This is a genomic window from Saccharothrix deserti, assembly GCF_009769385.1.
Taxonomy (GTDB): Bacteria; Actinomycetota; Actinomycetes; order Mycobacteriales; family Pseudonocardiaceae; genus Actinosynnema; species Actinosynnema deserti.
On record NZ_ML775964.1, the window covers coordinates 23,741 to 44,739 of the forward strand.

Consider the following 20,999-nt stretch of genomic DNA (forward strand, 5'->3'; position numbering starts at 1 on the left):
AGCAAGGGGACGTGACATGTGCAGAGCAGGGGGCCGCCGCTGCCCCAACGCCGGCGGACGGTCCACACAGAACACCCGCCAAGCCGTCTCCCGCGCCCGCCGCGCCCTGCGGGAAGCCAAGCAGATCGGCAACCCGACCGAGATCGACGCCGCACGCGACCGCCTGGACACCGCCCGCACCGCCCACCGGCAAGCCAAGGACAACGCCGTGAACCAGCACCACCACGAGGACCAGGACCACGCCGCCGACCCGTCCACCACCGCAGGTCACGACGGGGACGTGACCCCGCAGACCACGCCGGACGACACCACGACCGCACCATCCACACCGGACACGAGCGGCAACCGGGGAAGTGGATTCACCTTGCACAGCACCAACATCGCCGGGCCCGGAGCATACGTGGACATTCAGGCGGGCGTGGTCGTCGGCTCCCGCACCATCGTCACCGGCCACCACCACGAGGGTCAGGACCACGCCGCCGACCGATCCACCACCGCAGGTCACGACGGGGACGTGACCCCTCCGCCGACCACCGACGACACCACGACCGCGTCATCCACAAAGGACAAGAACGCCCGCCAGCACGAGGGATTCACCTTGCACAACACCAACATCGCCCACACCGGCGCACACGTCGGCAGCCAACACGACGTCACCCATGGATCAACCAGTTTCCGATTCACCGCAGGTGACGACAGGGACGTGACCGAACCGGCGGACCTGCCCGAGCACGTCCGGGACGCCGTCGCCAGGGCACACCGTGCCGCCGACCAGGCACGCAACACCCACCAGGACACGCCCGACCGGCACACCACCCGTAACAGCACCGACGGGACCGGCCGCAGCACCTACAACGTGGCCGGCGGGAACGACCGGGTGGACTCCCAGGTCGGGTTCAGCTTCGGCGGCGACCGGCGACACCACGGCGGTTCCGGCGCTGGTGACGACGGGGACGTGACCTACAACGTCCGGGGCACGGCCAACATCAACACCGGCAGCGACACGCAGGACAACCGCGACCACTCGCACCACCAGCACGACGACACGGCCGCATCGGCCCACCGGCACGCCATGTCGCAGGCACAACGCGCCGCCGCCGAAGCCGACGCCGTCACCGCACAGGCACGGGACCTGATGCGGCAGCACAACATCCCCGCCGCACCCGGCGGAGGGTTGCAGATCGACATGGTCAACGGCCGCATCGCCCGGATCAACGGCTACCGCGTCTGACCAGCCCCTCATTCGCTGCTCACGGCGGGGACGTGACCCGCCGTGCCGACCATTCAGGAGAGAAACCCTTGAGTAGCAACAACACCCCGCGCACGATCACCGTCGGCACCGCCACCGACATCGGCGAACGCACCCGCAACGCCGACGCCGTCGCCGTCTCCGCCATCCCACTCGGCACCGGGGCGGCGGTCGTGGACGGCATCGGCAGCAGCGTGGAGGTGTGCCGCGCCGCGCGCCTGGCCGCCGACACCGCCGCCGTCGTCGCCGCCCACCGCGGCGCACAGGCCGGGATCATGGCCGCCGCCGACACCATGCCCGATTACCCCGGCGCACCCAACGCCGTCGCCGCCGTCGTCAGCGTCGAACCCGACGGGCGCATCGAGGTCGCCCACGTCGGCGACGCCGCCGTCTGGACCTGGTCGCCCACCGTGGGCCTGTTCCGCTGGACCGCGGCCCAAACCGTCCGCTCGCACATCGTCCACATGCGCACCAATCCCGGCCTTACCACCGCCGCCCGCAAGCACCTGGCCCAGTTCGCCGACGCCATGGACGTCATGGACGACTACGTCCTGAACGGACTGGCCTACGCCACCGTCTCCACCATCGCCTGGACCCCGCTACGCAGCAGCGACGCCGCCGTACCCCTCGTACTGCTCACCAGCGACGGCGTCCACAAGCCCCTGCACAACCTCGACATCGCCGACGTGATCGGCCGCCACACCGACGACCCCCAGGCCCTGGCGGAAGCCCTGGTCAACAACGCCCTGGCCGTGCCCCTGGCCGACCTCGACGAAGTCCGCGACAACGCCACCGCCGCCGTGATCCGACTCGACTAGCACCCGCTTAAGGGCTGGTCGCGCCGGGGACGTGACCAACCCTCCGTTCCCGGCGCGGCCCACCACCCACACCCGTCACCGTCCACACGGGAGCCACGCCATGCCCACCGCAACACCGACCACCCCCACCGGGTGGGACACCGTCACCCTCACCGTCCACGACCGCCCCCTGACCCTGCCCGCCGAACCCGCCGCCCCCGGCCTTGCCCTGGTGCCGAGCGTGACCGACACCGGCTGGTCCGGCGGCTACACCGTGGTGCACACCACGAGCGGCAAACACATCGGCCCCTACAGCCTGCCCCTGGCCTACGCCCGCGAACTGGCCCACCTGCTCGGGAGCGGCGGGGACTGGACCCAGCCGGCCGACCGGGTCCGCGCCGATGCCACTCTGCGCCGCCACGCCGTGGAGACCCTGTGCGACCTCGGGGAGGCGCGGGACCTCGGACTGCCCCTGTGGTGGGCGCGGCCGAGCTGGCGACGCGTCGCGCCACCCTGGCTGATCGACAGCCCCACCCCCAGCACCGGGGACGGGCCGTGGATCGCCGACACCTGGACCCACGTTGTGCGGTTCGCCGACCAGGCCGCCCGCGACGGCTGGACACCCGTACCCGACGACGCCGTGGTCCGCCGCGCCGAACACCCGGAGTGGGAACTGGTGTGCGCCGCACCCGGCTGCGGACGCGGTCGCGGCACCACCCCCGGCAACCCCGACCGACCACCCGCGGTGCTGACCGACTGGGACGACGAGATCGGCGACGACCGGCCCCTGCACCACACCACCCGCGCCGAACTCGTCACCCACGCCCGCACGGAGCAGTGGCGCGAACACACCAACCCCCACGAAGGACAGCACTGGCTGTGCCCGCCGTGCGCCGACGACCACCCCCGCGACCACGACTGACCCGCCCGCCCGTCACCCGTCCACAGAGGAGTTGCAGCATGCTGACCGTCACGGACCTGTTTTGCGGAGCCGGTGGCTCCGGTCTCGGTGCCACCGCCGTCCCCGGTGTGGAACTGGTCATGGCGGCGAACCACTCGCCGCGCGCCATCGAGACCCACGCCGCGAACTTCCCCGACTGCGCGCACGACTGCGCCGACATCTCCCAGGTGGAGCCGCGCCGGTACCGGCGGACGAACATCCTGTGGGCGTCGCCGGAGTGCACCAACCACAGCGTCGCCAAGGGCCGCAAGCGTCGCCAGTCCGGCCCGGACCTGTTCGGCGAGACCGTGCCGGACCACGTCGCGGAGCGGTCGCGGGCGACGATGTGGGACGTGCCTCGGTTCGCCGAGGCGCACCGCTACGACGCGATCATCGTGGAGAACGTCGTCGACGCCGCGAACTGGGAGCCGTTCGGCGCGTGGCTGATGGCGATGGACTCCTACGGCTACGACCACGACATCGTGTTCCTCAACAGCATGCATGCGCCGGCGATCGCCGCGCCACGGGCGCCGCAATCGAGGGACAGGATGTACGTGGTGTTCTGGCGCAAGGGCAACCGCGCGCCGGACCTCGCGGTGCGCCCGTCGGGCTGGTGCACGGCGTGCGACCGCCAGGTGGAGACCCGGCAGGCGTTCAAGGCGCGGTCGAAGTCGTGGCCGCTGGCGCGGTGGGGCCGCTACCGGGCGCAGTACGTCTACGTGTGCACCACGCCCGGTTGCGGCCGGCCGGTCGAGCCGTACGCGCTGCCCGCCGCGTCCGCGATCGACTGGGCCACACCGGGTGAACGCATCGGCGACCGCGACAAGCCGCTGTCGGCCAAGACGCTCGCGCGCATCAAGGCCGGTTTGACGCGGTACGGCGTGCCGCAACTGGTCCCGTCGGGCGGGACGTGGAACGAGGACGCCCACCCGGTCTCGATGCCGTTCCGGGCTCGCACGACCCGGGAGAACGAGGGGTTGATCGTGCCGGTCGAGGGCCGGCCGGGCAACGCCGCCGCGCCCGTGTCGGTGCCGCTGCGGACGCAGACCACGCGGCACGAGTCCGCGCTGGTGGTGCCGTACTACTCCACCGCCGGGACGGCGCACCCCGCCGACCGGCCGATCGGGACGCTGACCACGCTGGACCGGTACGGGCTGGCGTTCATCGCGGAACTGCGCGGCGGCGGCAGCACGGCCCGTGACGTCCGTGAGCCGCTGGCCACCGTCACCGCCAGCGGCAACCATCACATGTTGGTGCGGCACAACACCGTCCGCGGTGACGAGGGCTACCTGTCCACGCCGGTCGCCGAGCCGATGCGGACGCTGACCACGGCCGGTCATCAGTCCCTCGTGGGCTGGTCGGACACGCCGCCGCAGGTGGAGGACTGCACGTTCCGGATGCTCACCGTCCGGGAGATCCAGGCCGCGATGGCGTTCACCCCCGGCTACATCGTCACCGGCACCAAGCGTGAGCGGGTCAAGCAGCTCGGCAACGGCGTCACCCCGCCCGCCGCCGAGTTCCTGGTCAACGCCGTAGCCCGGTCCCTCGGACACGCCGCCTGACACCAGCAGGTTTGTCACACGTTGCCGATCACTGTCCAGATTGGAGGGATCGACCATGACCACGAAGTCGTCCGCCGACCGCGCGGCCGGGGTGGCCCGGTGGGTGGCGGCCCACCTGGGGTGGCACGTGCTGCCGTTGCACCCGGACACCAAACGGCCCCTGGCCGGGTGCCCGGACTGCCGGGGCGGCGGCGGGCACACCGCGGCACAGTGCGCCTGCCTGGCCCGCGGTGCGGGTGCGTTGTGCCACGGGGTGTGGGCGGCCAGCAGCGACCCCGCCGTGGTGGCCCGCTGGGCCGGCCGGTGGCGGACGAGCGTGTGGGCGGTGCACCTGGGCGTCTCCGGACTGCTGTGCGTCGACCTGGACGCCCACGGCGGCACCCCGCCCGCCCAACCGCTCAACGGCGTGCCGTGGCCTGCGGGCGACCCGCTGCCGGTGGACGGGATCGACACCTACGCGACGCTGGCTGGCCTGCGGGGTGCCGCCGTGGCCACAACCCTGGCCACCGACACCCCCTCGGGCGGGCTGCACCTGCTGTACGCGGCCCAGCCGGGGCGGTGGAAGTCCAGCACCGGCCGCGTCCGTGACGGCGACGACACCGTACGCACCGGACTCGGGTGGCAGATCGACATCAAGGCCTACGGCGGGTACGTCATCCTGCCCGGCTCGACCACGGCCGCCGGCACCTACCAACGCGCCTCGACCACCGTCACGCCCGCACCGTTACCGGGCTGGCTCGCGGCGGAGCTGATCCGCACCGGCCACGACAAACACGCCACCCCCACCGCATCGGCGGCACCGCCGGTCACGATCACCGCCCACGACGACCAGCGGGAGGCCCGCTACGCGGCGGGAGCGTTGCGGTCGGCGTGCGCCGAACTCGCCGAGATGCCCGCGGACTCCGGCCGCAACCGCAAGCTGTTCCGCTCCACCTCACGGCTGGCGGGCATGGTCGCGGCCGGGTGGATCGACCGCGCACAGGTCGAGACCGCGTTGACCGAGGCCGCCGGACACGCCGCACTCCCGGCCGGGGAGATCCGCTACGCGATCGCGTCCGGGTTCCGCCACCCCCGACCCGCACCAGAGCACAGGAGCACCACATGACCACCGCCGCCGCGACCACCGACACGCCCATCGACGCGCCCGCCGACGCCGGGGACACCCCGCCCGCCGACCGGCCGCCGATCCGGATCGGCGGCGAAGCCGAGACGATCCGCGTGCTCACCACGACCGTCGCGGAAGGCGTGTTGCCGGACGTGTTCGTCTCCGGCGGCCAACTGGTACACCTCTCCCGCGTCTCCGGCCCCGCCCTCACCGCCGACCAGGCCGCCGAGCAGCCCACGGCACTGCCCGTACAGGCCGACCCGCTCACCGCCTCCGGACTGGCCTTCCTGCTCGCCCACCACACCTACGTCCACCGGCTCAAGAAGGACAAGCAAACCGAAGAGACGGTGGAAGTAGAGGCCAGCCCCACCAAGACCGCGCTGTCCGCGGTGCTGTCCTCCCGCTACTGGCCCGGCGTCCGGCCGCTCAACGGCGTCGTCGGCTCACCCGTGCTGCGCCCGGACGGAACCCTGATCCAGACCACCGGCTACGACCCCGCCACCGGTCTCTACTACGCCCCCACCGCCCCCATGCCACCCGTCCCCACCCACCCCACCGCCGCCGAAGTCGCCGACGCCAAACACTTCCTGCTCCACCGGCTGCTGTGTGACTTCCCGTTCGTCGCGCCCGCCGACCGCGCCAACCACCTGGCCCTGCTGCTGGCCCCGATCCTGCGTCCCTACCTCGGGTGCCTGACCCCGTTCGGGCTGATCTCCGCCACCACCCAGTCCAGCGGTAAAACCCTGCTCGCCGAAATCCCCGGCTACATCTACGGCTGCAAGAACCTCGTGTGGCGCAAGGGCGACGACAGCGAACTGGAGAAATCCATCACCAGCGCCCTGCACAGCGCCTCGCCGATCATGCTGTGGGACAACATCGCGGAAGGAACCGTCGTCTCCTCCGCCGTGCTCGCCCAATTGCTCACCGGGTCGCAGTGGTCCGCCCGGATGCTCGGTTCCTCCGGTGCCGGGTTCACCGCCACCAACAACCGGCTGTGGTTGGCCACCGGCAACAACATCCGGTTGGGCGGGGACATGGCCACCCGCACCGTCCTGGTCCGTCTCGACCCGAACGACCCGCACCCCGACCAGCGCGACCAGACCGCGTTCGGCATCCCCCATCTGGATATCTGGCTCAAGAACCCGGCCAACCGTGTCACCGTGCTGCGGCACCTGCTGGTCCTGGTCATGGACTGGATCAATGCCGGGGCACCCCGTTCCGGGCACACCATGCGCCAGTTCACCGCCTGGGCCGGAGCCTCCGGCGGGCTGCTCGCCCACCACGGCATCGACGGCTTTCTCGACAACCTCACCGAGATGCGCGAAGCCGACGACGAGGACGCCGAATGGGTCGCCTTTCTTGCCCGCTGGCACGAACTCAACCACGACCGCCCGATGACCAGCCGACAGCTACGCCAACAAGCCGAGATCGAGATCATCGACAACCAGCCCGTGGACCGGTGGGAAGGAACGTTCCTCACCGACGACCTGGGTCGCACTCCCTCCACCAAATCCATCGGCCGCCACCTCATCAGCCACGTCGGCCGCTGGCACGGCGACTACGTCATCCGCTCCGCGATGGACAGCCACAAAAACGCCCGCGTCTTCTGGGTCGAAACCCGCACCGACGACGACCACCAGGCCGACGACCAGGACCCGGCTGGCCAAGCCGACCTCTGGCAGTAGCAGCACAGCCCTCAGACCGGCCCCACAGACCCGCCTGCGGGTTTGGCAGGCCCGCCTGCGGCTTTGGTGCGGGTTTGGCCGACACCTAAACCCGCGACGCATCACCGCAGGTCACAGACCCGACAGGGGCCGGTTGGCGGGTTTGCGGGTTTGACACCCCGACCCCACACCCGCCAGCACGCACGCATCCGACGCCCCAGACCACCCACCCACACGCCAAGGCGGCCATCCGTGAGCACTACCTGCGGACAACGACGCGACCACAAAGCCAAGGAGGCTCGATGAGCAGCGCCGACGGAACCGTCACCGAAATGACCAAATACATGTACAAGGTGACTGAAGCAATGACGCTTCTGTCGCTGAGCCGGAGCGTTTTCTACGAGCAGATGCGCGCCGGTCGGATCAAGTTCGTCAAGCAGGGACGGGCCACCTTCATTACGGCATCGGCGATCAAGGCGTACGTGAAGCTGTTGGAACAGGAAGCGGGGGTGCGGTATGACGAAACGGCGTAGCCGCGGGGACGGCGGTCTGCACTGGGACGAGAAGCGCCAACGGTGGATCGCCACCGCCCAGATCGGGTTCAACGCCAAGGGCAAGCGCATCGTCCGTAAGGCCAGCGGCAAGACCAAGACCGAAGCCAAGGACAAGCTCAAGGAGATCCTGCGCGACCTTGACGACGGGTTGGCCATCGCGCCACACGGCTACACCGTCAAGGAAGCCGTCGCGGCATGGCTGGACTACGGGTTGCGCGGCCGTGATCCGGAAACCGCCAAGAACTACCGCTACATCGCCGAGGGTCACATCATCCCGAACCTGGGGGCACAGAAACTGCGCAGGCTGTCCGCCGACGAGGTGGACGAGTGGTTGGCCGAACTGGCGTTGACCCTGTCCACCCGAACCGTGCGCCTGGCGTTCTCGATCCTGAACCGGTCGGTGCGCATGGCGCAGGCGCGGGACAAGGTCAAGCGCAACGTGGTGCAGCTGTGCGAGGTGCCCACCGGACAGCAGGGCCGCCCGTCCAAGGCGCTGACGCTCGAACAGGTGGAGGCGGTGCTCAACGTCGCGGAAAGCTCGCCGCTGTACGCCTACGTGGTGCTGTCCCTGCTGATCGGCGCGCGCACCGAGGAACTGCGTGCCCTGACGTGGGATCACGTGGACCTGGTGGGCGAACCCGACGGTGATCCGGTGGTGTTGCCGTCCATCTCGGTGTGGAGGTCGGTTCGGCAGGGAGGCGACACCAAGACCGGCAAATCGCGCCGCACGCTGGCCATGCCGACCCGGTGCGTGGACGCGCTGAAGACGCACCGCGTCCACCAGGCCGCGCGGCGCGAGCTGGCGGGCAAGCGGTGGCAGGAACACGGGCTGGTGTTCGCCTCGCAGGTCGGCACCGAGCTGGACTCGCACAACGTCCGGCGCGCGTTCCGGCGCGTGGTCAAGGCCGCGGGGCTCAACCCGAAGGACTGGACACCGCGCGAGATGCGGCACAGCTTCGTGTCGGTGCTGTCCGCATCCGGTGTGCGGCTGGAGGACATCGCGCGCCTAGTAGGCCACAGCGGCACTGCGGTCACCGAAGCGGTGTACCGACACCAGATCGTGCCCGTGATGGTCGAGGGCGCAACCGCGATGGACCGCATCTTCCCCAGAGCAAGCTGACTCACGACAACAGACACGACAGCCCGCCGACCAGACACGACCATTGGTCGGCGGGCTTTAATCCTTGAGTAAGTCACGACCTAGATGTACCTTTATCAAAGTACGGCAAACGTAACACCTTGGAGCCAAAATGATCTCATTGTCATACTTTTGGAAAAAGATGAATCGGACACTGTTCACGTTATCTGCAACCTTAATCCTTCTAACGGCAAACGTCACGTTTGCAATGCCCGCAAAAGCGGCTGACGGTTGCTGGTACTACGCCAGTGCGAGTCGGGAGACCGGTTCTCAAGCTGATGCGGAGAGTTGGGGTTGCGCACAGAACCAGAACCGCTGCATTGCCGCCCATGGTGACCTATACGAAGATACGGGCTGGTCACAAGGTTATCGTTGGGCTCGGGCATTCCACTACCCCGGGGCTCCTAACGCATACGCAGCCGCATATGCAAACTAGTTCACTGTTCTGAAATCTATCACGTAGCACTTAGGTGACGCTTTGAGTGCAGCGCAGAGATCGAGGCGCTTTGTTATCTACTGGCTGGCCGTTTTGTCTTTTATATGCGGATGCTCGGGCGCACCTCCGCCCGAAGTCTCCCCTAATCTTCCGCCAGCTCTTCGCATGCAGTTTGAGTTAGACTTCGAGCAGGCAACTTCAGATTTTGAGCGGGAAACCTTCAGAAATGCGCTCATTCGAGGGGGCGTGACAAGGCAAGACTACGAGGGCGCCTTTCAGCTCTACAGGCAATGCGCGAGCAGTGAGGGACTTGACGAAAATTACTCACAACTCTCCAACGGACTCATAAGGGTCACCAGCAGAACGTCAAATTCGGGCGCAACGCCGAGCGTTACCGCGAGAATATCGAAAAAATGCGCCAATGGCACAATAATGCGGATAGAAGCGGCCTACCGGATGCAAATAATCTCCCCAGATGGCGAAAGGAATCCTTATAAACTTGCCATCCGCTGCCTTGGCAGCCTAGGTGTTGTACAGGAAGGCTACGATGTGAGCCAACTCAAGAAAGATCTCGAGTCAACCAGTAAGCCCGGGGCTGCAATCCCGTTCAATACGGCCGATCCTCCGGTGAACGAGTGTCTATACACCGCAGGTTTCGCTATCTAGCCCCATCTCGCAGATAAGTTCTAGTTAGCATTCCTGATGGCGGCCCGGCTCGACCAAGGCTCGGGCCGACCGTCACGCTTTTGTAGGCTGCTACGCGCCCGAACCGGCGATAGCAAGCCTGTGGACTGATTGGCGCTGTCAGGCGTCAATCAGTCCACAGGTGCGACAGTCAAGCGCCGTGCCCAGCTCCGCTGAACCGGCCACTCGGCGCTCGTCCCAAGCCGGGTGCTCCTTGCCATGGTGGCCGTGGTCTCTGATGACAATGCGGCGAGCTCGCTCGCCGGCCAGCGCTATCACGCGGTGATGGAGGTCTTGGCAGGCGTCCCTGTCGCCGAGGTCGCCGCCTGTTACCGGGTCTCGCGGCAGTCCGTGCACCTGGGTCAAGCATCACCTGCTGGTCATCGCAGCCCGAACCACCAGCCTCGTGGCCATCCACAAGCGCGCACAGCACCACTTACCTGGCTAGGTCCGACGTCAAGAATCAGGTGAAGCCAAACCGTCAACCATCACCTGAAGCCCGACAGACAGCGAGTGCAACCAACTCAGCAGCGAAGCCGTAGTCACTCAGTTAGTCACTCACCACCGTGTGAGACGACGACAAGATCAAAGACAAGATCCACAAGCGAAAGCAAAGAGCCCGCTGACCAGGTGTTTTACCTGAATCAGCGGGCTCTTTCGGCCGTCGGGACGACAGGATTTGAACCTGCGACCCCTTGACCCCCAGGACGTCCGGGTAGCCCTCTAGCTGGGAAAACGCAGTCTCCACTGTCGACTCACGCAAGCTAGCGTCTCAGGTCTTGCTGCCATTGCTGGGTTTCTGGTCCACACGTGGTCCACGAGCGCCGCGCTACTTGATGACCTGACAAGTACGGTGATGGATCTTGCCCAGGCATAGGGCATGTTGGCCGTCTCGTGTTCAGAGACTCTTCTCGCCTTCGAGGCGGCCTCCTCCGGTGCCGCTACATAGCAAGAAAGTGGGCGGTTGTGGCATTTGCGGCCGAGCGTACGTCGTGTGGTGCAAACGACGGGCGGAGTACGGTTCGGGTCGGACAGCGCTCCGGCGGCTGAAGCAAGTGGGAGGGAAGCTGGTGGCAGAGCGGTACCGCGTGGAGTGGACCTACGAGGGCAGCTCGATGGCGTCGTACGGCACCTTCGATCTTGTCGGCGCCGAACGCTACCAGGCCAGGGTCATGGAGGACCCGATCGCTGAGGACGTCCGGATCGTCGCGGCCGAGCCCGAGTAGCGGGCCTCGACGCGCGGCGTCGGCCGGCGTCTGGGAGGAGTCTGGCAGGTCGAACTCGAGTCCGTCCTCAGCGAGGAGCTCGGCTGGTCCCTTCCAGGTGGTCATGATCCGAAGAGAGTGCCGCCGTCAAGCAGAGCCGCAAAGGAATCGGGAATCCACTCCTGACCTGCTCTCGCACTCCTTCCACGCCTGGGCGAATGCGGTGAACGTGCGGGCGACAGCGCGGGCCGGGCTGGACGCCTCCACCCACGAAGATGCTTCCTCCACCCCGGACGCTGGCCGGCCACACACAGATCCCGAGTCCGTCGGGCAACTCCCGTACCGTGAGCGTTCCAGCAGTGCCGAGGTCCCCAAAGAGCGTGTGCCAGGTGATGGAATCCATGTCGCACTCCCTTTGTTGCATACTGAAGAAGGAGCTTGTTGTGGATGCCGCCACGGCTCGGTTCATAGCAACCATCGCGGCGCTGCCGCCCGAGACGCTCGCCGCCGCGTTCGACCCACGCCGTCGGCCTGCGTCGGCAGGGCGGCCGTGAAGCGAGCCGTGCCCTCAGGCTCTCCGCATCGGAAAATTCCGAGCTCGACCACGCAGTGAGGTCGGCACTGCTTCCGCGCAGTGAGGAACTCAACGCGTACCGCGCGGGGCTCCACTCGGACGCCAAGTCCGCCTGCGTGATCGCAGCCAGGGCTGTACGGAAACCCGCCACGCTCTCCGCCGAGCAGTACGCCCTGCTCACCGCCCCGTTCACAGCCGTCGGCGTCGCCGTCCCCCGCCACCCCTCCAACTACAGTAGTTAGGGTGTTGGTTTCTCTATGCGGGAACTTCTGCGAGACCTATCGGTACGTCGTTGGCGAGTGACCGCTACAACTACCGCCGGACAGCACCGCAGCGCAAGGTCGCCATGCTGGCCGAACGCGAGGGAGGGCTGACCCACTGATTGCTGGCAGTGTGAGGGTCGCTCGCGACGGACTCACTTGATACCCGGGCAAGTAGGGCCGAAGAGACGCGGCCGGTGGGGATGTTGAGCCGCCACCCCGCGGAAGGTGGCGGAAGCAGTTTGGAGATGCTGCCTTCTAAGCGCCGGGTTCGGTGAGCACTCCTTTCTGGGTTGGCTATAATTTTCGACATGTCGCATAGAGTGGCAGCCAAAAGACAACTCATCGATCCGGCCTGCTAGTCCTGGAAAGTAGATTACCTCGTTGAGAGATTTAAGACCTCCATGTGCGACTTCAGTCTCGACCGCCCGGAAGCAGAACGCTTCGAGGACATTAGGAGCCTGTTGTGGTACTGGCAAGACAGGAGGTGTGCAATCTGCGGTCGAAGCATCTCTGCGCGAGGACCAAGAGCCGGGCTGCGGCCTATCGGTGAGCTTCAAGTCGATCACGACCATTCAACCGGGTTGGTTCGCGGTTTACTCTGTCCAGGCTGCAACCGGTCCGAAGGACGTACGAACACAAAGGCAAGCCGGTATGTCGGATATCGAAAACGTCCACCGGCGGTGATACTCGGCGTAGAAGCTCCTTATTTTTCTAGTTTCCGAAGCCAGCCCATAGTTTCTTCCCGACTGTTGGCCCGCCCGTCGGACCTACTGTTGCGACAGATGGCCCGTGAGCTGGGAGTCGACTACGAGACCCTACGCAACTGCGTGCGCACCGCCGAGCACGCGCAGGCTGCCCCGGTGCCGGACGGTGTGTCGGCCGATGAGCGCCAAGAGCTGCGGGAACTGCGCAAGCGGGTGGTGGAGCTGGAGTCTGAGAAGGATATCCTGCGCAAGGCGGTCATCTATCTCGCGAAATAGATGGGTTGTTGACCCCAGGTGCGCACACGCAGCGACGCCTCGCCTGCGGCTCACAGTCGCTGCAATAGACGACAGGTGCGTATGTTATGGCTGGACGCATGCAGTGGCCTAGTTATCGTCGCTGGAACTTTCGCCAGAATCAAGAAGGCTGGCGATCCAATCAACGGCTGACCACGTCGCGACAAGCCAGGACCAGACAAGCTCTTGTCGATCCGCTTCAGACATCGACTCTATGTCACCACCGAACGCGCCGCCATGCATAAGGTCATTCCGCTGACGGTACATCTGCTCAACCAGGCTGAACATAGCTGGATTCTCTCCAGAAAATGTATTGCCGTCGAGAATTTCCGGAACTAAATCAAGGTGCCGCTTTGCGAAGCTTTCGCCAGCGCGCTTGAGCGCACTCCTTACGTCCGGGTTTGAATCCTCACCTCTGTCTGAGACGTACCTTTTAACAGCCACCTCGGCCGCAGTGGCCATATAAAGGGTGGCCTCCCGAAGGCTGAGTACGTGTACAGCGGCCTCCGCGTCAACGAGAAGAGCTACACTCAGTGGCGGTTCAACCCCACCAGCCATGCTGTCCCTTAGTGCAGCTACTGCTACGAATCCAGTCTCCGGTGATGAGATCGCACCTGAGGAAAGTACCGCGTTGAAGCCATTGAAAACCTTGAGCGGCGAACCGTTCTCTAGATCGAACCAGGTCGCAGTGTGAGGCACATTGACCGCGAATCGCTTCTCGATGGGGTGCCAACGTCGAGAAATCTTACGCACGAATGGTGAACGCGCAACAGTACGATAGTGTTCGAGATAAAAGTTTGCCACTTGGACCGCGCGCTGAAGCCAGAACTGCGAAAGGCTTTCTGCATTGTCGGGGTTTATGTCGACATCTATGTCGAGTTGGACATTTATGCGATCCAAAGCCAGGTCTCGAACGTGTCGAACGAGTGATGCGCCAGAACCGTCTAGAGAGGTAAGCGTCACACTCGTCTCGGACAGGGAGCGGTCCACGTCCTCCGGAAATATTCTATCGTTAACTCCTCTTGGCTTGACTGCCGCCTTAAAAGTCTCGTGTTGGATATTGACCCCTAGCGGCTCGACACTGTCCGTCAATCTCGGAAGCACGTAATCGAGGTAAAGATTGAAAATCGCGCGTACTCGCATAACTGCCATCCTCTCGACTACCGCATCGTTGCACATCATGTGTCGATATGTCTGCCTGAATGGGCCGCGCACACCTCCGGAGACGACAAAGGCGCGGTGTGTCCGGACGCCCCTCCAATCCCAGGAGTGCTTCACATCGCTTCGCGACGGCCTACGGCCACCCTTGACCTTAGAGCCTCTGCAGCCTGAGCGGATCCACAGTGGGCGTTCGTGACGCTAAGCGCGCTGATGGCGGCGGGCTCTGACAGGGGTCGGTAGACGGCGAGAAAGACGGCCGAAATCCGTCAGGCCCTGGGTCGGGTGAGCGCTAGGCGTAGGTGTGCGCACTTGATCGGTCGTCAAGCGCACGTCTACAACGCGGCCAAGCATTGGGTTGCCTACAGACTCGGCTGCTGGCACGTACCCCAGCCTTGGCTGGAGGGTGACCGGACACACTGCGATCCGCTGTCGCTCCTGGTCGCGAGTTGCCGGATTCACGGCTGTCGCCCTGCTATGTTCCTGACTGTGGTGGATTGGGGAAGTGTCCCGGCTTGGCTCGGAGCTGGCTCTCTGCTGCTCGCATTCCGCATTTTTCTCCGTGATCGAAATGAGCGCGATGTTGCACAAGTCAGTCGGGTTGGCGCATGGGCACGGGTCGAGTACGAGCAAAAACTTCCATTTCAGCAAGGTAGGGTACAAGTCGGCAAAGCGCATAAGTACATCCGGAATTCTTCCGACCTTCCGGTTGAAATTGTCCGCATTGTGTTCGAATATGAGACGACCTGGATGGCTCCGGACGAGCCGAGGCATAGCGAACTCGCCGAACATGGCGGCGGTATTTGGAAACAGATTCCGGGAATGAGAACGGTCCTGCAAATCGACGATCACATAACAGTACCTCCCGAGCAGACCGTGGAGCTAACGAACACCCTAGACTTTGGCCACACAGCACCTAAAGAGGCATGTCAACTTGACGCGTCCAGAGGGGTCAAGTGTCGAGTTCTATCTATTCGCCTTGTAGACAGTGCTGGGCGTAGGTGGAAAGTTACACCGTCCGCAGGAAAGCCGCCCCAGCGCGTTACCCGGCTCCTCCCTCGCAAGGATGAACACGAGCCGCGCATTTGGGAATGACGGGTCACCGTGCATTCTCTTTGCGGCGCCTGCCGGGGTTGCGCATGGCTTCCGAACGCCAGCGGGCGTGGGTGCGGAAGGCGGGTCCACGCCTCTGACAGAGCGGCCTCAAACAGAGCGTGGCGCGTACAGCCCCGGCAGGGTGCCACATTGAAGACGAAGAGAAACAGCCATACGGCCGTACCACGCTGACGAGTACGACCAAAGGACTTGGGTCAGTCGCCGTGAACTCGGCGGTTGTAGTCCATGTGCCCATCCAGATCGAGCGAATCCTCGGGTGCTAGAGTTGGCACGATACCGATACTGCTGAGCAATTTTTGCGCAGCCTCCAACTGTTCCCGCTTCGTGGACTTCATGCGCTCCCTATCTGGCGTAGTGCCACGCTGCTCAAGCAGCTGCACCACGTCGTCAACGAGGTTGCGCGCGTTGTAGTGATCCCACTTCTCAGCCATGATGTCAGCTCCACTTCAAGCCGGTGATGCGCTCATATACTTCGATGTACCGCTCACGGGTTGATTGCACGATGTTTTCCGGCATCTCCGGCCCCGGAGGCGTCTTATCCCATCCGGTGGTAAGCGACCAATCGCGCACGAACTGCTTGTCAAAGGCGTGTTGCGGACGCCCCGGCTCCCAATCGTCAGCAGGCCAGAAGCGTGAAGAGTCAGACGTCAAGACTTCATCGCCAAGTGTCAGCACACCATCAGAATCGAAGCCGAACTCCAACTTCGTGTCTGCAATGATGATGCCGGTTGTTGCGGCGTGCTCTGCGCCCTTCGCATAGATCTCGATGGTTAGGTCCCGCAAACGCTCAGCCGTTTCACGACCGACATCGTTGGCAACTTCATCAAAGGTCATGAACTCGTCGTGACCAGTATCAGAAATCTTGGTCGTCGGTGTGAAGATGGGCTCAGGGAGTCGACTGCCCTCGACAAGGCCAGGCGGTAGGGACACTCCGGAGACTGTCCCATCCCTTTGGTACTCGCGTAGTCCAAGACCAGCAAGATACCCGCGTGCGATGCACTCAACCTGGACCATCTTCAGCGGCTTGCAGCGGATCGCCCTCCGCGCGAACTCGGCAGGTACGTCCTCAGTCGAGATGACATGGTTCGGAACGATCGAACCCAACTTGTCGAACCACCAGGCTGACAGTTGAGTCAGAAGAGCACCTTTATCAGGTACAGGCGTAGGAAGCGAAACGTCGTAGACCGAAACCCGGTCAGAAGCGACGAGAAGGATATCCCCGTCAAGCTCGTACAGATCGCGAACCTTACCACTGTGGATATGCTTCATTCCGCATCCTCGTGAGTATACTCGTAGAAAACCCAATGATCCGGCAAGGCTGTCGATTCGCCGTATTCCAGAACAGCGCCATCACTATCAATGAACCGATTGCGGCTCATCAGTATCGCTGACCCTTCGGGCACTCGCAGTTCGACAGCCTCATCCGCCGTCGCGAACCCAGCGGCATGCTGAACATACGTAGCAACAGCCAAACGCCCGGTTTGGGCTTCGACGTACTTAGGCGTGCCCTCGATGATCCGGTCCGTAGAGAGCAGCAATGGCGCAGCTGCGGCAATGCCTCCGTCGAACCACGACACTGAGGTGGAAACCGGCGTGTCGTCGGCCGTGTAGGTGGTCCGCTGACGGCGGATGGCCGGCGCTCCCTCATCGAGGCCAAGCGCGTCAGCCACGTGGGCGGGCGCGGGGCTCAACGCCGCACTGCGGATCTTGGCGTAGTGGCCAGGCGGGTAGATCTTGCCTGTCCGATGGATCGCGATGCTGCGATCGCGTGCCGAGTGGTGAAGTGCGCCCTTCGTCTGCACGACCGTACCGACGCCGCTCACGGCGCGGGTCAGCCCTTCCGAACGAAGAGTGGACAACGCCTTCGCGGCTGTCGCGAGCGCCAGACCCCAGGTACGGGCGATCTCACGGGTGGACGGCAGGGCATCCCCGTCTTTGAGTTCGCCCGCCTTGATCTGATCACGGAAGTGACGGGCCACCTGCAAGTACGGCGGCTCAGGGCGTTCGACCGTTGGCACTTCAACCCTCCTCCGGCATGTCGCCAGCGTTCTAGTACGCCCACTCTAACAAGCCTGAAACCAGCAGGTCGGACGGCTAGCGCAGGTGTACTAGAACGCCATGTTGACTGCGTGCTAGTACACCTGCTAGCTTGCTGTTGTCGCAGTGATCGCAGCGGTTGCGGGAGTCGCGACAGACAGCCAGAAGCCCCGGTTGGGTGCTCCAACACCCAACCGGGGCGGCACTTCACATCGAGGCGCAGGAGGCCAACGATGCAGGTTGACGGTACCCGGATGTACCGGGTGAAGGCGGTCGCGGAGATGCTCGACGTCTCCGTCGCGACGATCTACCGGGCGATCGAGTCCGGTGCGTTGCGGGCGTTGAAGATCGGGACCGGCAAGGGTGCGTTGCGCGTTGAGGCCGACGCGATCACCGAGTACAAGAAGTCCTGTCAGCAGGCCGCGCTGGCGTCCACCACGGCGTTGCCGGAGGTGGCGTGATGAGCGCGCTGGCGGAATTGGTGGAGCTGGCTGCCCGGGTGTTGCGTGAGCACCCCGACGCGCCCCGTGTGATCGACGTCAGTGTCAGCGGCTACTCGCCAGGCGAGATCCGGTTTCAGCTCCCGGCCCGGTCGGAGTTGGGGGCGGTCGCACGCTGGGCGTTGGCGCTGGGCACCACTGTGGTGATCACCCCGCACAGCACCTACTACGGGATCACGGCGACCGCGCTCGTGTCGGCGCCCGGTATGGACGCGGTCCGTGTCGAGGTGTGGGACCACTTGGACTTGGCCCAGCTCATCACCTTGGCCCAGGTGCTCGGTCTGGTCGTGGACGCCCGTGGGGGACCGGTGGAGATCTCCCCGCAACGGCTGCTCGACGCGTTGGACGCCGTGGAACCCGTAGAGCGGGTGGCGTGATGTCGCGCCGTTCGCGCGTGGACGTGGTGCAGCTCTGGGATGGGCGGCATGTGCTGGCCCGTCACGAGGACGGGTTGCCGACGTTCAGGTTCGGTGCCGCGCCAAGAGGTCTGGCGACGCGTCGACAGCTGCGGGCGGCAGGGTTGCGGCCGGGTGGACACGGGCCGGTTGCGCAGATCAAGTGGAAGCGCGGGCGTCGGTGGGCTGCCTTGTACCGGGTCGATCTGGCCGCCGTGGTGCGGCCGATGACCCCGGCGAGGTGGACAGCGCACAAGGCGATGATGCGCGCCCGCCGGTTCTGCCGCACACACATGGCCTACGTGGACCACTGCGTCGTGGGGCCGCTCAAGCAATGCCGTGACTGCTTCGCGGCGGACACCACCGAGGACTACCCCGAGATGAGGGCTGCCTGATGCTCAAGACCCTGACCTGCGTCGCACTCGTCTGCGACGAATGCCGCGAGAACCCCGAGAGCGAATACGGGGAACCCCACTTCGACACCGAGAACGACGCGTTGGCCTACGCCGCCGACGAAGGCTGGTCGGTGCAGTCGGGCGGACGGCTGGTCTGCCAGTACTGCACCGCTCGCAAGGTCTGCGAGGTCGAAGGCCACCAGTGGGGCCAGGTGTCGTGGTGTGCGTGCATCGCGGGCAAGTCGATGCACCCGCTCGTGCCGCGCACGTCGGACGGCCGGTGCACCAACTCCTACGTCACCTGCAACCGCTGCACCACGTTCGAGTTCCGTCCCGGTACCGACGCGTTCCAGGCGGTGGCGTGATGAGCCGGGTGATCAAGGTGGCGTTGCTGCCGTTCGTGCTGGCGTGGTCGTTGCTGCGGCTGCTGTTCTGGCCGGCGGTGGTCGTGGCGGTCGCGTGGATCGTGGTCCCGGACGGCTCCGGGTGGTTCCTGGTCGTGCTCGGCGTGGTGGGTGTGTACCTGCTGGGCGCGTTCACCGCGTTCATGGCCGGTGCGCGCGGCCTGCTGCGGTCGTTGGACCGCGGCACGGTGCACATCTCCCCCGGCGATCGTCGTTCGAAGAGGGGGAAGTGATGGCGAAGATCGGTGTCCGTAAGGCCGGGTTGTTCACGGTGATGTCGGGTGCTCTCGGGTTGACCGTGGGCGGTGAAGTCCAAGCCGTTCAGCCGCTGCTGGGTACGCCGATGGCCGTGGTGTTGGCCCTGGTGTTCGCGTTGTCGACGCTGCTGGCACTGCACGAGGTGACCGTGGCGCACTCCCGGTCGGCGCGGGTGTGGGCGTGGCTGGTGCTGGTGTTGGCCGGCGGTATGGAGTTGGGGCTCAACACCTGGCACGCGCTGTCGGTGGGCAACCTGCCGACCCCCGCGGCTATCGCGGTCGGTGCCGGGCCGGTCGTACTGGCCGGGTTGCTGTCGCACCTGCTGACCCTGTCGGTGGACGAGCACCCCACACCCGCCCCGGCACCGGTACCCGCTCCCCCGGCCGCGCCCGTCCAGCCGACCCGTACCGACGTGGCCCCGGTACACCGCGAACCGGTGGCGGACAAGCCGACGCCGGTACGTGCAACCGCCGTCCGTACCGGTACGCCACCCCAGACCCGTAAGGCGGTCGCGGCCGGTACCCGTACCGCGCCGAAGCCTCCGCGACCGGATGACGAACTGCTGGCCATCCTGTCCTACCCCGAACTCGTCGCCCGTGACGAGGACGGCACCGTGCCGGTACGCCGGGCCGCGCGTGAACTCGGGTGCGGCGTGGACCGCGCCCGGAAGTTGCTCGGACAGGTCGGGCTGCTGGCCGCCGGCCCCGACGAGGACACGCCGGTCCCGGCGCTGTCGCTGGTCGACGCGGTCTGACCGTCCAGGGTGCGACACCCGCCCTTCCCCCGTGGGTGTCGTCGCCCGGTCGGCCCGAAAGCGCAGACCATCACCATTCCCTCTGTCCCGAAAGGACACCCGAAATGGCCGAGATGATGGCGTTCGGTGAGCCGGAGTTCTTCTCCACCAGCCAGATCCGCGACTACTGCGGCAACGTCCGCAAGGTGCTCCGTCCGATGCACCACGAGCTGATGGTGAGCGCGGAGGAGCTGGCGGCGACGCTGAAGTACGTCAAGTCGGTGGACCCGAAGTTCCTCGGCACGGACTCCCGCGTGCGGGCCGTGCTGGTGGCCCGGCACATGCGCAACGCCGCCGACGCGCTGCTGGTCGCGCAGACGTCGGTGGTCAAGACCTACCTGTCCTTCCGCAAGCACTACGTGGTCGAGCTGGACGCGGCCGGGCACAAGGACAAGGGCCGCGCGTTCGACTTCAACGCCTGACCCACCCGTACCGGCCTGGGTGACCGCGAGCAGTACGCACACGAGAGGAGTTCGAGATGGGCAAGCGCAGCGGGGGCCACGCGGTCACCGAGCACGAGCAGGACAAGCAGTTCGGGTACTACGTCCCTCGCAAGTACTGGGCGTCCCGCGTGGCCCCCTACGCCGGGGAATGGGCGGCGGTCGGTGCGATGTGGGTAGCCGGTGCCGGTACGCACCTGCTGTGCGCGGACTCCGAGGTGCTGCCCTGGGTCACCCCCGGACTGACGTTGCTGGGTACCGGGTTGTCGGCGGTGGCGTGGAAGGCGAGTGCCGCGCGCGGCATGGTGACCCGCCTGCACGCCACCGCCACCAC

At 65.6% G+C, this 20,999-nt stretch carries 22 protein-coding genes and 1 pseudogene; 19 read left to right on the plus strand and 4 right to left on the minus strand.

The window, feature by feature from the left end:
* Window positions 1-16 precede the first annotated feature (16 nt).
* The 11 genes and pseudogenes from FM051_RS09970 to FM051_RS51615 all read left to right on the plus strand — a co-directional run bounded on the left by FM051_RS09970 (window position 17) and on the right by FM051_RS51615 (window position 13,151).
* Window positions 17-1,231, plus strand: a complete 1,215-nt coding sequence (locus FM051_RS09970; protein WP_158842648.1) for a hypothetical protein — start codon at window positions 17-19, stop codon at window positions 1,229-1,231.
* A gap of 68 nt (window positions 1,232-1,299) precedes the next feature.
* The gene (locus tag FM051_RS09975) at window positions 1,300-2,067 is read left to right on the plus strand and encodes a hypothetical protein (protein WP_158842649.1); all 768 of its coding nucleotides are present in this window, start codon (window positions 1,300-1,302) and stop codon (window positions 2,065-2,067) included.
* Window positions 2,068-2,167: 100 nt separating this feature from the next.
* Window positions 2,168-2,968, plus strand: coding sequence for a hypothetical protein (locus FM051_RS09980; RefSeq protein ID WP_158842650.1), 801 nt, complete (start codon window positions 2,168-2,170; stop codon window positions 2,966-2,968).
* Window positions 2,969-3,006: 38 nt separating this feature from the next.
* Entirely contained in the window at window positions 3,007-4,548 is a 1,542-nt protein-coding gene (locus tag FM051_RS09985) for a DNA cytosine methyltransferase (protein WP_158842651.1), read from the plus strand.
* Between the two features lie 55 nt (window positions 4,549-4,603).
* Entirely contained in the window at window positions 4,604-5,653 is a 1,050-nt protein-coding gene (locus FM051_RS09990; RefSeq protein ID WP_158842652.1) for a bifunctional DNA primase/polymerase, read from the plus strand.
* Complete coding sequence (locus FM051_RS09995) at window positions 5,650-7,338, plus strand: hypothetical protein (RefSeq protein WP_202918766.1); 1,689 nt, start codon at window positions 5,650-5,652, stop codon at window positions 7,336-7,338. The genes FM051_RS09990 and FM051_RS09995 overlap by 4 nt, the downstream gene beginning before the upstream one ends.
* 281 nt (window positions 7,339-7,619) lie before the next feature.
* The gene (locus FM051_RS10000; protein WP_158842653.1) at window positions 7,620-7,850 is read left to right on the plus strand and encodes a helix-turn-helix domain-containing protein; all 231 of its coding nucleotides are present in this window, start codon (window positions 7,620-7,622) and stop codon (window positions 7,848-7,850) included.
* Window positions 7,834-8,991, plus strand: a complete 1,158-nt coding sequence (locus tag FM051_RS10005) for a site-specific integrase (RefSeq protein WP_158842654.1) — start codon at window positions 7,834-7,836, stop codon at window positions 8,989-8,991. The genes FM051_RS10000 and FM051_RS10005 overlap by 17 nt, the downstream gene beginning before the upstream one ends.
* A 2,208-nt stretch (window positions 8,992-11,199) precedes the next feature.
* A complete protein-coding gene (locus FM051_RS10015; protein WP_158842656.1) occupies window positions 11,200-11,355 on the plus strand; it encodes a hypothetical protein in 156 nt (51 codons plus the stop codon).
* Window positions 11,356-12,572: 1,217 nt separating this feature from the next.
* Window positions 12,573-12,803, plus strand: a pseudogene (locus FM051_RS53955) (endonuclease domain-containing protein); the annotation flags it as partial.
* A gap of 150 nt (window positions 12,804-12,953) precedes the next feature.
* Window positions 12,954-13,151 carry a hypothetical protein gene (locus FM051_RS51615; protein ID WP_238412271.1) on the plus strand — a complete coding sequence of 66 codons (198 nt, stop codon included), beginning with the start codon at window positions 12,954-12,956 and terminating at the stop codon, window positions 13,149-13,151.
* 108 nt (window positions 13,152-13,259) lie between these two features.
* Here the strand turns inward: FM051_RS51615 and FM051_RS10025 are convergent, their stop codons facing one another.
* The 4 genes from FM051_RS10025 to FM051_RS10040 form a co-directional block, all read right to left on the minus strand.
* Window positions 13,260-14,159 carry a hypothetical protein gene (locus FM051_RS10025; RefSeq protein ID WP_158842658.1) on the minus strand — a complete coding sequence of 300 codons (900 nt, stop codon included), beginning with the start codon at window positions 14,157-14,159 and terminating at the stop codon, window positions 13,260-13,262.
* A gap of 1,478 nt (window positions 14,160-15,637) precedes the next feature.
* The gene (locus FM051_RS10030) at window positions 15,638-15,874 is read right to left on the minus strand and encodes a hypothetical protein (RefSeq protein ID WP_158842659.1); all 237 of its coding nucleotides are present in this window, start codon (window positions 15,872-15,874) and stop codon (window positions 15,638-15,640) included.
* Between the two features lie 4 nt (window positions 15,875-15,878).
* A complete protein-coding gene (locus FM051_RS10035) occupies window positions 15,879-16,712 on the minus strand; it encodes a phosphoribosylaminoimidazolesuccinocarboxamide synthase (protein ID WP_158842660.1) in 834 nt (277 codons plus the stop codon).
* Window positions 16,709-17,461 carry a GntR family transcriptional regulator gene (locus FM051_RS10040; protein ID WP_158842661.1) on the minus strand — a complete coding sequence of 251 codons (753 nt, stop codon included), beginning with the start codon at window positions 17,459-17,461 and terminating at the stop codon, window positions 16,709-16,711. Before FM051_RS10040 ends, FM051_RS10035 begins: the two co-directional genes overlap by 4 nt.
* A gap of 252 nt (window positions 17,462-17,713) precedes the next feature.
* Between FM051_RS10040 and FM051_RS10045 the strand changes: the two genes are divergently transcribed.
* The 8 genes from FM051_RS10045 to FM051_RS10080 form a co-directional block, all read left to right on the plus strand.
* Window positions 17,714-17,941 carry a helix-turn-helix transcriptional regulator gene (locus tag FM051_RS10045; RefSeq protein WP_238412272.1) on the plus strand — a complete coding sequence of 76 codons (228 nt, stop codon included), beginning with the start codon at window positions 17,714-17,716 and terminating at the stop codon, window positions 17,939-17,941.
* Complete coding sequence (locus FM051_RS10050; protein ID WP_158842662.1) at window positions 17,941-18,357, plus strand: hypothetical protein; 417 nt, start codon at window positions 17,941-17,943, stop codon at window positions 18,355-18,357. Before FM051_RS10045 ends, FM051_RS10050 begins: the two co-directional genes overlap by 1 nt.
* Window positions 18,357-18,770, plus strand: a complete 414-nt coding sequence (locus tag FM051_RS10055; RefSeq protein ID WP_158842663.1) for an RRQRL motif-containing zinc-binding protein — start codon at window positions 18,357-18,359, stop codon at window positions 18,768-18,770. Before FM051_RS10050 ends, FM051_RS10055 begins: the two co-directional genes overlap by 1 nt.
* Window positions 18,770-19,135 (plus strand): hypothetical protein, encoded by a 366-nt coding sequence (locus FM051_RS10060; RefSeq protein WP_158842664.1) that lies wholly within the window; start codon window positions 18,770-18,772, stop codon window positions 19,133-19,135. Before FM051_RS10055 ends, FM051_RS10060 begins: the two co-directional genes overlap by 1 nt.
* Window positions 19,135-19,407, plus strand: a complete 273-nt coding sequence (locus FM051_RS10065; RefSeq protein ID WP_158842665.1) for a hypothetical protein — start codon at window positions 19,135-19,137, stop codon at window positions 19,405-19,407. The genes FM051_RS10060 and FM051_RS10065 overlap by 1 nt, the downstream gene beginning before the upstream one ends.
* Window positions 19,407-20,186, plus strand: a complete 780-nt coding sequence (locus FM051_RS10070) for a hypothetical protein (RefSeq protein WP_158842666.1) — start codon at window positions 19,407-19,409, stop codon at window positions 20,184-20,186. Before FM051_RS10065 ends, FM051_RS10070 begins: the two co-directional genes overlap by 1 nt.
* Window positions 20,187-20,290: 104 nt before the next feature.
* Window positions 20,291-20,647, plus strand: coding sequence for a hypothetical protein (locus tag FM051_RS10075; RefSeq protein WP_158842667.1), 357 nt, complete (start codon window positions 20,291-20,293; stop codon window positions 20,645-20,647).
* Between the two features lie 56 nt (window positions 20,648-20,703).
* On the plus strand, window positions 20,704-20,999 hold a 296-nt coding region (locus FM051_RS10080), incomplete at its 3' end, for a hypothetical protein (protein ID WP_202918767.1).

Bases quoted from the DNA above. Each gene is read 5' to 3' on its own strand.
- FM051_RS09970 (WP_158842648.1), top strand. From the start codon at position 17: ATGTGCAGAGCAGGGGGCCGCCGCTGCCCCAACGCCGGCGGACGGTCC.
- FM051_RS09980 (WP_158842650.1), top strand. From the start codon at position 2,168: ATGCCCACCGCAACACCGACCACCCCCACCGGGTGGGACACCGTCACC.
- FM051_RS09985 (WP_158842651.1), top strand. From the start codon at position 3,007: ATGCTGACCGTCACGGACCTGTTTTGCGGAGCCGGTGGCTCCGGTCTC.
- FM051_RS09990 (WP_158842652.1), top strand. From the start codon at position 4,604: ATGACCACGAAGTCGTCCGCCGACCGCGCGGCCGGGGTGGCCCGGTGG.
- FM051_RS09995 (WP_202918766.1), top strand. From the start codon at position 5,650: ATGACCACCGCCGCCGCGACCACCGACACGCCCATCGACGCGCCCGCC.
- FM051_RS10000 (WP_158842653.1), top strand. From the start codon at position 7,620: ATGAGCAGCGCCGACGGAACCGTCACCGAAATGACCAAATACATGTAC.
- FM051_RS10005 (WP_158842654.1), top strand. From the start codon at position 7,834: ATGACGAAACGGCGTAGCCGCGGGGACGGCGGTCTGCACTGGGACGAG.
- FM051_RS51615 (WP_238412271.1), top strand. From the start codon at position 12,954: ATGGCCCGTGAGCTGGGAGTCGACTACGAGACCCTACGCAACTGCGTG.
- FM051_RS10030 (WP_158842659.1), bottom strand. From the start codon at position 15,874: ATGGCTGAGAAGTGGGATCACTACAACGCGCGCAACCTCGTTGACGAC.
- FM051_RS10035 (WP_158842660.1), bottom strand. From the start codon at position 16,712: ATGAAGCATATCCACAGTGGTAAGGTTCGCGATCTGTACGAGCTTGAC.
- FM051_RS10045 (WP_238412272.1), top strand. From the start codon at position 17,714: ATGCAGGTTGACGGTACCCGGATGTACCGGGTGAAGGCGGTCGCGGAG.
- FM051_RS10050 (WP_158842662.1), top strand. From the start codon at position 17,941: ATGAGCGCGCTGGCGGAATTGGTGGAGCTGGCTGCCCGGGTGTTGCGT.
- FM051_RS10055 (WP_158842663.1), top strand. From the start codon at position 18,357: ATGTCGCGCCGTTCGCGCGTGGACGTGGTGCAGCTCTGGGATGGGCGG.
- FM051_RS10060 (WP_158842664.1), top strand. From the start codon at position 18,770: ATGCTCAAGACCCTGACCTGCGTCGCACTCGTCTGCGACGAATGCCGC.
- FM051_RS10065 (WP_158842665.1), top strand. From the start codon at position 19,135: ATGAGCCGGGTGATCAAGGTGGCGTTGCTGCCGTTCGTGCTGGCGTGG.
- FM051_RS10070 (WP_158842666.1), top strand. From the start codon at position 19,407: ATGGCGAAGATCGGTGTCCGTAAGGCCGGGTTGTTCACGGTGATGTCG.
- FM051_RS10075 (WP_158842667.1), top strand. From the start codon at position 20,291: ATGGCCGAGATGATGGCGTTCGGTGAGCCGGAGTTCTTCTCCACCAGC.